Consider the following 10,247-nt stretch of genomic DNA (forward strand, 5'->3'; position numbering starts at 1 on the left):
CCCTTGTGACTCAAGCACTTGCTTGAGTTGGCGAGGGAGTTTTCTGTCTACGGCTTGATGTTTTGCACGAGCGCGAGGGCGCGCAGGTGCAGCGGCTGCGCGTTGGTGAGGAGCTCGAAGGTGGGCGCCTCGGGGCCGGCCTGAGGGGCTCGGCAGGTGTTGCGCACGATGGTGGCGAGCTCGGCCATGAGGGTGGAGAAGCTGTGCACGGGCGTGCCGTCATCCAGCGTGGGCTCGAGCGAGCGGACGATACAACCGAAGCGTTGATGGCTCAACTGCGGTGCGGCCCACCGACTGCAGCCCAGTAGGCCGCCGGGGCCGAGTCCATCACTTCTTCGGATGGGGCTTGATCGCCTTGGGTCGATCGCTGCCCGTGTCCTGAGCTTCCATCGGCAGGCCGGAGCGCGCGATGCGCATCGGCTCAGCCTCCCCGGAGATCGTGACCACGACCCGGGTCCAGCCGTCTGTGGTCCGCCCGAACACCGCCGTCCCTTCGACACCAAGCGTGCGCACGGCGCGCAGGATCCGTGCGTCGTTGAGCTCGAAGTCCTCAGGCGCGTAGACGAAGGGGATGGTCTCGGTTGCGCTCATGAGGGCCATCGTAGCGGTCCCCGGTCGCCCCGCGTTGACGGCGACGATTTAGCCTCGAAATGAGGCGAGGAGGTATTGCGCCTGGAGCGGCAGCGCCAGCTCGCACCCGCGCCAGGAAGTAAGCTGGCCAGTCACACTCACAAAGTCGGCGGGAGGTAGATCTGGAGTCGCACACGCTTCGAAGCGTTCAGGAGAATGCTCGGCCTCTCCCGCAGCGCAATCGTTCGCCTGATCGAAATGGGTTTCGTGAAGCCCAAGAGAGGGCCACGCCAGGCGTACCTGTTCTCGTTCCAGGACGTCGTGCTGCTGCGCACCGCCTATGAACTTCGGACAGCGAGCATTCCCATGGCCAAGATCCTCCGATCGCTACGCCGCCTGAAGGACCAGTTGCCGGCCGAAGCGCCCCTGTCGGGCCTGCGCATCACGGCGGTGGGCAACGACATCGCGGTACGAGATCGCGATTCGCAATGGGAGGCGGAAACGGGTCAGCTCCTCATGGACTTCGATGTGGGCGTCGAGCCCAAGGGCGGGGTCACGGTGGTGCGGCACCTCGACGCGGCGAGGCAGCCGCCGGCGCCGGAGCTAGCGGCGCAAGGGATCTCAACCGCTTCGGCGAGGCGCTCGCAAGCTACGACATGGCGCTGCAGTTCGACCCGGATCTGGCCGACGCCCACTTCAACGCGGGCCGGCTCCATGATGAGCTCGGCCACCGTCAACGGGCAATCAGGCACTACAGCGCGTACCGGCGACTGTCGCGGTAGAGCGACTGGCGCTGCGATGCCTGAATCAATTTAACGAAGGAGCATGCAGCATGAGAGTCAACCGCCTCGTCTCGGACAAGGACCGCCAGGTCGTCAGCTGGGGAGTCCACCTGATCGTGACTGTCGTGCCACTGGTCATTTTCTGGCACATGTGCTGATCAGCTAAACGGTTTGATTAGCCAACTGCATCAGCCGCTCAGTCGTTACCGTCTGAGGATGCACAATGCGAGCGACGACATTCACAATTGGGACAACTAAACATGGACTTCGGATTCATGGCGCTCTTGATTGCGTATAGCCTTGCAAACCCGGGCGGGCGGGGTCGACATGACCATGCCCCGCACCGGATCAGCCCCGACCGGGCAAATCATCCGTCGAACGAGCAGTAGCAGGTTTGGCAACCCCCTTATTCGCAATAAGCACGAACCTCTGATGCTCACACTACCTCGCTTGCTCATGATGGGAGCGGTCGTATTCAGCTCCGCAGCCTGGTCCGCCACAACCAGTGTTTACCTTGAAGAATTGACTTCGACCGAGGTGCGCGATGCCATCCGTACCAGCACGACGACGATCATCATCCCGGTCGGCGGGACCGAACAGAGCGGCCCGCACATGGCGCTAGGCAAACACAATGTGCGAGTGAAGGTGCTGGCAGGACGAATCGCCACTTCACTGGGACAGACACTGGTCGCGCCCGTGGTGGCCTACGTGCCCGAAGGCAGCATCGCCCCGGCCGCTGGGCACATGCGCTTTGCGGGCACGATTTCGGTGCCTGAGGACGCCTTCAAGAGCGTACTGGAGGGGGCTGCACGCAGTTTCAAGCAGAGCGGCTTTGTCGACGTGGTGCTGATCGGTGATCACGGCGGATACCAGGCCCAGCTCAAGGCGGTGGCGACACGTCTCAATCACGACTGGGCGGCGACGCCTGCCCGAGCCCACTTCATCGGCGACTACTACCGCGTCACCCAAACCGATTATGTGCAGGCACTCAAGGCCAAGGGATTGAGCGACGGCCAAATTGGCGTGCATGCAGGCACGGCCGATACCTCGTTGATGATGAGTATTGACGCCACGTTGGTTCGGTCAGCTCAAATTGCACATGACCCACGCGAAAACGAGGCCAATGGCGTCTCAGGCGATCCGCGCGCCTCCAGTGCAGCGCTGGGGCAGTTGGGTGTCGATTTGATCGTAGCGAAAACGGTGGCCGCCATTCGCGCTGCGAAGGGCGCTTCGCGCTGAGCGCGCCGGTTTAATTTTGTCATATAAAGACCGAGAACTTGAGGAGCCGACGATGCGTAAGAGCCGTGTAGCAGCAGTTTCAATCTTGTGCGTCCTCCTGGGATCGGCGGCTTGGTGGGTCGCGGCGCAGACCGCCGCCAAGCCGTCGCCGCCCGATGCGGCCCGCGCCGCAGCAGTGAACACGGTGCCTGGAATGCCGGCCGTCGTTGACTCCCAGAACCTGTACAGCGAGATTGGCGCAAGCCACATGAGCGCTGCGGTAGCTGGAGCGCTGGAGCGCGTCTACGTTCCGAACCACACTGCAAATACCGTGTCCGTCATCGACCCGGCGACGTTGAAGGTGATCGATACGTTCAAGGTCGGCATCAATCCACAGCATGTTGTGCCGGCGTGGGACCTGCGCACTTTGTGGGTCGCAAACAATGCCGAAGGACGCCCCGACGGCAGCTTGACGCCCATCGATCCGAAAACCGGCAAGCCCGGAGCCTCGATTCGTGTCGAAGATCCCTACAACCTCTATTGGTCGCCAGACGGTCAGTCCGCCATTGTGGTCGCGGAAGCGTACAAGCGGCTCGACTTCCGCGATCCGCGCACCATGAGCCTGCAATATTCGATCGCAACGCCGAAATGTGGGGGCATCAACCACGCCGACTTCTCCATCGACGGCAAGTTCGCCTTCTTCACCTGCGAGTTTGGTGGCGCGATCACCAAGATCGATCTTGTCAATCGCCGCGTGGTCGGAACCATCAAGTTGAGCCAATACTTCAGTCGCCCAGAGGTGCTTGCGCTCATTGCTGCGCCAGGGAAGAAGCCGAAGAAAGTTCCTGATCCCACCGAGCTTGGCGCGGAGATCTGCACAACCCCCGGCATGCCGCAGGATGTTCGTGCGTCGCCGGATGGCAAAGTGTTCTTCGTTGCCGACATGATGGCCGATGGCGTGCACGTGGTAGATGCGGAGTCCTTCAAGCAGATCGACTTCATTCCCACCGGCGTCGGCGCCCATGGGTTGTATCCGAGTCGCGACGGCAAGAGCTTGTATGTAGCCAATCGCGGTACCAATGAAATCCACGGCAAACCAGGTGGCAAAGGCAGCGTCTCGGTGATTGACTTTGCCACCCGGAAGGTTGTCAAGACCTGGCCCATCCCCGGCGGCGGCAGCCCGGACATGGGCAATGTCAGCGTCGATGGCACATATCTTTGGCTCTCGGGTCGCTATGACGATGTCGTGTACCGTTTCGACACCCGATCGGGCAGCGTCGACAAGATCAAGGTCGGACGTGAACCGCATGGGTTGACGGTATGGCCGCAGCCCGGTCGCTATTCGCTGGGGCACACCGGCAATCTGCGATAACAAGTCAAGGCTGACTTGACTGCAAAGCCTTCGCTGGCGACCTTGCAGTTCGTACTGCACCACCGCAGCGCCCCACGCCAATGGTGGTGCGGCGAGCAGACATCGGTGTGAGCTGGGACTGTCGAACTGCCCTCATGCGGCATTCTGCCGCGCGCGCGGTCGAACCGCCAGCAGTACCTCGTGCCACATTCGCACGACAGCAAGAGGGACACTTACCGCTTGGCTGATCGCGGGTGTCCAATCTGGACCAGAACCATGAGGAGCGAGCCATGTCCATTCTGACGATCGCGAAGATGGGTCACCCGATGCTGAGGAGAGTGGCGATGAAAGTCGACGATCCGACAGACCCTGGGATCGCACGTCTCGGCGCAGACATGCGGGAGACCGTGGATGAAATTGGCGCGAGCGGCATCGCAGCACCGCAGGTCTTCGTCGCGAAGCGCATCGTGGTCTATCGCATCGGCGCCTCGCGAATTCCTGCAGGCTCGGACCTGCAGCCGGTGCCATGGACGGTCATGGTCAATCCGGAAATCACGCCGCTGACCACGGACAAAGTTCCGGTGTGGGAGCGATGTCTTTCGATCCCGGGCTTGCATGGCAAGGTCCCGCGCTATCCCAGGATTTCGATCCGCTATCAGACCATCGAGGGCGTCAGCGTTGAACACGAAGCTCGCAGCAGCTGGGCAGCGCTCCTGCAACATGAATGTGATCATCTGGATGGCATTCTCTACCCGATGAGGATGGCCGACCTTTCCCTGCTCGCGTTCAATGAGGCGCCTGGCGTACTGGCCGAGGAAGCCGCCGAAAGTCCGGATCAGATCGACCCTTTGTTTCTTGATCTGGTCGAGCGTTGGCCCGGACGCGACCGATGGCGTCAGCCAGCGAGCGGCTGAATTCCGGCTGTATGCCGCGATCGCGTCCGCTATCGCCACGCATTCCCCGACTGGCCGCCTGGAAGTACCAGGTCCCGCCCTCCGGCCCCTTGGCATCGTCCAGCCCGACCCACATCCCGACCCGTCGCGCGTCTGGTAGCGGAAGCCGACGCCACGGCTGATGACGGTGTGGCAGCATGCGGGCCAGGATCAACATACCCGGAAGCGAATCCCGTCCGGATGGCACAGAGAGATCGCCCGTAGCGCTGATAGGTGCCTCTCCCAGAAGCCATCCGCCTCGGGCAACATGCTCAGCTCGACTGGCACTGATCTGCGCGAGGGTCGCGCCGGCTGGGCACTGACAAGCAGCGCAAACGTCCGCCTGGCTCGGATTCGTCTCACCGCAAGCAAGACAAGACCATCGATAGTTCGGCATGGCTCGATCTTGCTACAAGCAGGCAGCTCAGTCTCAGCGCAGCGTGCTGCTCGCCGGCCTTCTCGATCGCGCTCAGGACGCTCAATTCGATGTCGCTCATTCAGTGCTTTCCGCTCGCCGTGGCGCGCTTCTTCTTCATGTAATTCGCGTCGGCCCACTTGTTCCTGATCTTCGGCTTGCGCGCACGCGAGGTCGAAGCCTTGCGTGGCGCGCGCGCCTTCGCGGTGCCTGCACTGGTGGACTTCGATCCGCGCTTGGACTTCAGTGCGGAGCCTCCCATCCAGCGCAGATCTGCCGGTGCTAGGCCGAGCACTTCGCTCTTCAAGGTCGCCGGCGTCAGTGCATCGAAACGAGCCACGACGCGTGCGGCGGCCGCGGCATAGCCGACACGGATCTCCTCCGGCTGTTCGATCAGCCACTGCAGGTCTGCGAGCGCATCGACGTTCGCGACCTCGACGCCGAGTTCTCGCGCCAGCTCGAACGCCGGACGCTGGTCCGGGCCCGAGCGCATCGCATCCAGGAGCTCGTAGGGCATGCGTTCTTCCGATGCCGAGCACCAGGCGATCACGTCCTGCAATGGCACGCCGGAAAGGGCCAGCGACATGATCTCGACCCATTCCTCTGTTCCGCGCTCGAACTCGAAGGCACCGATGGCGCTGATGCGCCGGAGAACCGATACCGGCTCGCGCTGCAGTGCCTCGGAGGCCTCTTGAATGCTCAGACCGCGGTTGATCGCGTCGAGGAGCTTCTTGTCGTCCGCTTTGATCCAAGCGCTGAGGGTGCGAGGGCAATCGAGAGCAGCTGCATTCATGCGAACTACCTTACGGAAGTGGCTCATCATCCGTCAAGGACAGACGAAAATGGAACGTCTCCACAGCCACCTCGCCGCAAGAATGACCGCTTCCTCTTCGTCGAACACCGCACCAGTTGAAGGTGGAGTTGCGGGCTTTCTCGAAGCGACCTTCAGCACAGAAGGCGCCAGCGTCTTCGGCCCGATCGCGCACGACGTGGGGCTCGCCGACGCGACGGTCACGATGAAGGGACTGCAGATCCTCTACTGGCTTCGGTCGCAGCACCCGTTGACCAGGCCGGAGATGGTTCGAGAGCTGGCGCAGTGGCGCGGCACCGGGCGCAACGACGTCGTCTCGTTCGAACTTGCGAATTCTGCTCCTGAGCTTCTGGACCGCATGGTAAAGAACGAGATGCTTTGGGAGATGGGGTCGCCCATGAAGCGCGTGCTGGTCTCGCCAAAGGTCATCGCGCTGTTGACGCGCCTGCACCCGGGCTGCGAGGATCCCGACCTGCCTTGGCGGCTAGCGCGCTGGGAGAGCGAGGGGCCTGAATCCGGGGGTGAGGTGGAGCGGTATGTCCGATCGTTCGTCTCACGGCAGCGGGGCTTCGCGTCGACCGAGTAGCATCGAGGGACCACATCTCCACACGCCGATGTCCGTAGAGACCTACCAGCAGAAGTTTGCGCGCCTCAACGTCAACGTAGCCGGCGGCCGCGCGAGCCCGCACAAGATCTGCATGCTGCTGGCCGTACTCGACCTCGCCCGCAGCGGCGCTTTTACCGAGAACCGCATCTACTACGCGCCTCCCCTTCTGGAGCGATACGCACGCTTCTTTGACGCTGTGCGCAGCCCTTCGGACCATCGCAACCCCTATTTTCCGTTCTTCCACTTGTCAGGGCGACTGCGCGGCGCCGGTGACAGCTTTTGGCACCTGCATGCGCTGCCGGGGCGCGAGGAGGTACTGGCGGCGATGGGTACGGCGCGCAGCAACGCGGCGATCCTTGAGAACGTGGCGTTCGCCTCACTGGACGACGAGCTATTTGATCTGCTCCAGTCCCCGTTGAACGTTGAGGCATTGGGGGACGCGCTCTCCACCGCCTGGTTCGATCGCGGGCTAAGTGAGCTGTGCGCCTGGTTGCCCAGGCAAGCGAGATCAGCCGCTACGAGCACCAACTGCGCGCCGGGCCATCGCTCCAGGCCCGGCCGCCGGCGCCTCCGGCGTACGTGCGCGATCCGGCGTTCCGTCGTGTCGTAACGGAGCTATACGACTACCGATGCGCGGCGACGGGCCTGAGGTTGGTGCTGCCGGACGGAACGGCGATGGTCGAGGCGGCCCACATCCACCCGTTCAGCGAAGCCCAGGACGATGATCCCCGCAATGGCCTGGCGCTCACGCCGAACATGCACTGGGCGATGGATCACGACCTCATTGCTCCAGGCCCAGACTTCAGGTGGCATGTCGCGTCGCGGCTCGATAGCCGCATTGCCGATCACCGGCCACTCCTTGAGCTCGCGGGGAAGGAGCTAATCAAGCCACGAGAGCCACGGATGTTCCCGAAACTCGAATCGCTTCAGTGGCGCGTTGCGAGGCTCGAGGCGCGTGACTGACTGGGAGTCGACTACACCCCGAAGTGTGGCGCATCGGGGGTCTTGCTTTCTTCGTCCGGCTGAGCCATGAGCCGCATCGCATATGTCGCCCTGACCGCTTCGGCGACCTTGCCCGCAAAGCCCGCGACCAGGGTCTCGACGGTCGTCGCATCGAAGTCCCAGGCTGGATCGTCGCGAAACAGGTGGAGAGCGCGTTGCGTCCCTCGCTCCAGTAGTCGTGGGCGAAGCTTGCTGCGTGTGATTCGGGGAAACCGTAGCTTCCGAAGCCTTCCACCTGCTTGGCCAGGCGCTGCGCGAAGTCCTCACTGTAGCCCTTCTTCAGCATTCGATCGATGAGCTTGCGCTGGTGCACTTCCAGGCCGCCGCGCTTTCGCCATGCACCCATCGCGCGCTGCAACTGGTCGGCCTCGCCCGCGGTGAAGTCAGCGGCAACCATGGCGATCGCCATCACCTGCCCTTGGAACAGAGGTATGCCGAGCGTGCGCTCCGTCGCTTGGCGGATCTCGTCGCTCGGGTATTCGATTGCTTCCTCGCCCATGCGCCGGCGCAAGTACGGGTGCACCATGCCGCCCTGGATCGGGCCCGGCCGCACGATCGCGACCTGGATCACGAGGTCGTAGAAGGTCCGTGGCTGCATGCGCGGCAGCATGCTCATCTGCGCGCGGCTTTCGATCTGGAATACCCCGACGGTGTCGGCCTTGCAGATCATTTCGTAGGTGACCGGGTCCTCCGCGGGCACGTCCTGCATGCGAATCGGCGGGCCGCCGGCTTTCCCGCCGGCCAGGTCGAGGGCGCGGTGAATCGCGGTGAGGATGCCGAGCGCCAGGATGTCGACCTTGATGAGGCCCGTCGAATCCAAATCATCCTTTTCCCATTGGATGATGCTGCGGTTCTCCATCGCAGCGTTCTCGACTGGCACCAGGAGGCTAATCTTGTCGCGCCCGATCACGAAGCCGCCAGGGTGCTGGCTCAGATGGCGCGGGAAGCCGCGGATCGTGTCGGCGATCGTGAGCCAGTGCACCATGGTTGGATCCGTGGGATCGATCTCGTTTTCGAGCAGGCACGCCTCGCTGATCCATTTCTCGTCGGTGCCGTAGGCGGTGCTGGCCAGGCGGTCGATCTTGTCGGCGGCAATACCCATGGCTTTGCCCACATCGCGCAGCGCCGATTTCGTGCGGTATGTCGTGGCCACGGCCGTGAGCGCGGCGCGATCGCGCCCGTACTTGTCGTAGATGTACTGCATCGCCTCCTCGCGCCGCTGGTGCTCGAAGTCGACGTCGATATCGGGCGGTTCCTTTCGCTCTACCGAAATGAAGCGTTCGAAGAGGACGCTCATGCGATCAGGGTCCACATTCGTGACCTCGAGGCAGTAGCAGACCGCGCTGTTGGCCGCTGACCCTCGTCCCTGGGAGAGGATGTTCCGATCGCGCGCCCAGTGCACGATGTCAGCGACCGTCAGGAAGTAGCTCTTGTATTCAAGCTGGGCAATGATCCTGAGCTCGTGCTCGATCTGATTTCGCACCTTGTCGGGCGGGCCGCTCGGGTACCGGCGCTGCGCACCCGCGTAGGTGGGCCTGCGGCGGCACAAAGCTCGAGCGGATCAACCCGTGCGCGAGCAGGTCGGCGATCCACATCGCATCGTTGACGTCCGTCTTGCGCCCGGGCACGTTGCGGATGTGTGCCGCGTTGGCCAACACCAACTCGAACTCGCCCTCCAATACGTGCCACACCGGCTTCCAGTACACGCCGGTGGCTTCCATGGCCACGTGGGTGCAGTCGTGCTCGGCCAGCCAATCGGCCAGTTCGAGCAACTGGGCGGTCGTGGTGCCGAAACTGCGCACCTCCTGATGCATGGGCGGCGAGACGCATCGCACGCAGGCCACGATGGTGTCCTTGTGCACATCCAGCCCCGCACAGCGCGGGTAAAGCACTTGCATGAGAACCTCCTGGCGGTTGAAGGGCACCGCAGGCAGTCCTCGTCATCGAACTCTACTAGTCGTGCTTCGGGGCGTTGCCGCCCTCTGCCACATTCCGGGGTGCTCACTGCGGGTCCAACTAGACAACGGGTTCGCAACACCAAGCAAACGCCGACCTCGTCAGCAGTGCCCGGCTTCATCCTACGATCACGCGCCATCTATCGCCAGCCATCGGCCCCGCTTCATGCCCCGGGGTCGGGCCTGCCCGATGAACAACTAGACAGCTGCTGTATTGCGCCACAGCTCCTTTGCCGCTTCAATACGCTCTCCAGACCGGTGACCACTCGGAGCGCTAGATGAATGCCATTGCTCTGCAAGCTCTGACGATCCTTGTTCTGATGGTCGGCTTTCAACCGGCGCGTGCGACGGACGTGTCGCGCGCGGAGAATCTGTTTCGTGCCAAGTGCGCGCAATGTCATTCGATCGCCTGCAATCGGCTCGGCCCAAAACTTGAAGGCGTCTTCGGACGCCGCGCGGGCAGCGTGGTCGACTACAAGAACTACACCGAAGAACTCAAGAACTCCGGAATCGTGTGGTCTGACGACACCCTCGACGCGTTCATTCGTGACCCAGGCAAGCTCGTTCCGGGAACTTCCATGACCGGGGCCGGCCAGATCGAGGG

At 62.9% G+C, this 10,247-nt stretch carries 11 protein-coding genes and 2 pseudogenes; 8 read left to right on the forward strand and 5 right to left on the reverse strand.

Annotated features, from left to right (window positions below):
• Positions 1 to 47 precede the first annotated feature (47 nt).
• Both AC1DY5_RS28110 and AC1DY5_RS28115 read right to left on the reverse strand, forming a co-directional pair.
• A complete protein-coding gene (locus AC1DY5_RS28110; protein WP_478116735.1) occupies positions 48 to 275 on the reverse strand; it encodes a hypothetical protein in 228 nt (75 codons plus the stop codon).
• 52 nt (positions 276 to 327) lie between these two features.
• Entirely contained in the window at positions 328 to 591 is a 264-nt protein-coding gene (locus tag AC1DY5_RS28115; protein WP_478116736.1) for a hypothetical protein, read from the reverse strand.
• A gap of 246 nt (positions 592 to 837) precedes the next feature.
• Between AC1DY5_RS28115 and AC1DY5_RS28120 the strand changes: the two genes are divergently transcribed.
• The 4 genes from AC1DY5_RS28120 (at position 838) to AC1DY5_RS28135 (ending at position 4,835) form a co-directional block, all read left to right on the forward strand.
• On the forward strand, positions 838 to 1,386 hold the full coding sequence (locus AC1DY5_RS28120; RefSeq protein ID WP_478116738.1) for a hypothetical protein: 549 nt from the start codon (positions 838 to 840) through the stop codon (positions 1,384 to 1,386).
• A 398-nt stretch (positions 1,387 to 1,784) separates the two neighbouring features.
• Entirely contained in the window at positions 1,785 to 2,591 is an 807-nt protein-coding gene (locus AC1DY5_RS28125) for a creatininase family protein (protein ID WP_478116739.1), read from the forward strand.
• Between the two features lie 52 nt (positions 2,592 to 2,643).
• Positions 2,644 to 3,942, forward strand: a complete 1,299-nt coding sequence (locus AC1DY5_RS28130) for a YVTN family beta-propeller repeat protein (protein ID WP_478116740.1) — start codon at positions 2,644 to 2,646, stop codon at positions 3,940 to 3,942.
• A gap of 269 nt (positions 3,943 to 4,211) precedes the next feature.
• Entirely contained in the window at positions 4,212 to 4,835 is a 624-nt protein-coding gene (locus tag AC1DY5_RS28135) for a peptide deformylase (protein WP_478116741.1), read from the forward strand.
• Positions 4,836 to 5,350: 515 nt separating this feature from the next.
• Here AC1DY5_RS28135 and AC1DY5_RS28140 read toward each other — a convergent pair.
• Positions 5,351 to 6,061 carry a hypothetical protein gene (locus tag AC1DY5_RS28140; RefSeq protein WP_478116742.1) on the reverse strand — a complete coding sequence of 237 codons (711 nt, stop codon included), beginning with the start codon at positions 6,059 to 6,061 and terminating at the stop codon, positions 5,351 to 5,353.
• Between the two features lie 49 nt (positions 6,062 to 6,110).
• On the opposite strand from AC1DY5_RS28140, the gene AC1DY5_RS28145 reads away from it, so the two are divergent.
• The 3 genes from AC1DY5_RS28145 (at position 6,111) to AC1DY5_RS28155 (ending at position 7,649) form a co-directional block, all read left to right on the forward strand.
• Positions 6,111 to 6,665 carry a hypothetical protein gene (locus AC1DY5_RS28145; protein ID WP_478116743.1) on the forward strand — a complete coding sequence of 185 codons (555 nt, stop codon included), beginning with the start codon at positions 6,111 to 6,113 and terminating at the stop codon, positions 6,663 to 6,665.
• Between the two features lie 28 nt (positions 6,666 to 6,693).
• Positions 6,694 to 7,296, forward strand: a complete 603-nt coding sequence (locus AC1DY5_RS28150; protein ID WP_478116744.1) for a hypothetical protein — start codon at positions 6,694 to 6,696, stop codon at positions 7,294 to 7,296.
• 65 nt (positions 7,297 to 7,361) lie between these two features.
• Positions 7,362 to 7,649 (forward strand): HNH endonuclease, encoded by a 288-nt coding sequence (locus tag AC1DY5_RS28155; RefSeq protein WP_478116746.1) that lies wholly within the window; start codon positions 7,362 to 7,364, stop codon positions 7,647 to 7,649.
• A 351-nt stretch (positions 7,650 to 8,000) separates the two neighbouring features.
• On the opposite strand, the pseudogene AC1DY5_RS28160 reads toward AC1DY5_RS28155, so the two are convergent.
• Both AC1DY5_RS28160 and AC1DY5_RS28165 read right to left on the reverse strand, forming a co-directional pair.
• A pseudogene (locus tag AC1DY5_RS28160) lies at positions 8,001 to 9,228 on the reverse strand (error-prone DNA polymerase family protein); the annotation flags it as partial.
• Positions 9,221 to 9,586: pseudogene (locus AC1DY5_RS28165) on the reverse strand (IS110 family transposase); the annotation flags it as partial. The pseudogenes AC1DY5_RS28160 and AC1DY5_RS28165, both read right to left, overlap by 8 nt.
• A 335-nt stretch (positions 9,587 to 9,921) precedes the next feature.
• On the opposite strand from AC1DY5_RS28165, the gene AC1DY5_RS28170 reads away from it, so the two are divergent.
• The coding region (locus tag AC1DY5_RS28170) for a c-type cytochrome (protein WP_478116745.1) at positions 9,922 to 10,247 on the forward strand (326 nt) is incomplete at its 3' end.

It is taken from the genome of Variovorax sp. P4_D9, assembly GCF_056401695.1.

What these genes read in the sequence shown, in the direction of transcription:
- AC1DY5_RS28155 (WP_478116746.1), top strand. Translation starts at nt 7,362, where the DNA reads ATGGTCGAGGCGGCCCACATCCACCCGTTCAGCGAAGCCCAGGACGAT.
- AC1DY5_RS28140 (WP_478116742.1), bottom strand. Translation starts at nt 6,061, where the DNA reads ATGAATGCAGCTGCTCTCGATTGCCCTCGCACCCTCAGCGCTTGGATC.
- AC1DY5_RS28115 (WP_478116736.1), bottom strand. Translation starts at nt 591, where the DNA reads ATGAGCGCAACCGAGACCATCCCCTTCGTCTACGCGCCTGAGGACTTC.
- AC1DY5_RS28125 (WP_478116739.1), top strand. Translation starts at nt 1,785, where the DNA reads ATGCTCACACTACCTCGCTTGCTCATGATGGGAGCGGTCGTATTCAGC.
- AC1DY5_RS28145 (WP_478116743.1), top strand. Translation starts at nt 6,111, where the DNA reads ATGGAACGTCTCCACAGCCACCTCGCCGCAAGAATGACCGCTTCCTCT.
- AC1DY5_RS28130 (WP_478116740.1), top strand. Translation starts at nt 2,644, where the DNA reads ATGCGTAAGAGCCGTGTAGCAGCAGTTTCAATCTTGTGCGTCCTCCTG.
- AC1DY5_RS28150 (WP_478116744.1), top strand. Translation starts at nt 6,694, where the DNA reads ATGTCCGTAGAGACCTACCAGCAGAAGTTTGCGCGCCTCAACGTCAAC.
- AC1DY5_RS28135 (WP_478116741.1), top strand. Translation starts at nt 4,212, where the DNA reads ATGTCCATTCTGACGATCGCGAAGATGGGTCACCCGATGCTGAGGAGA.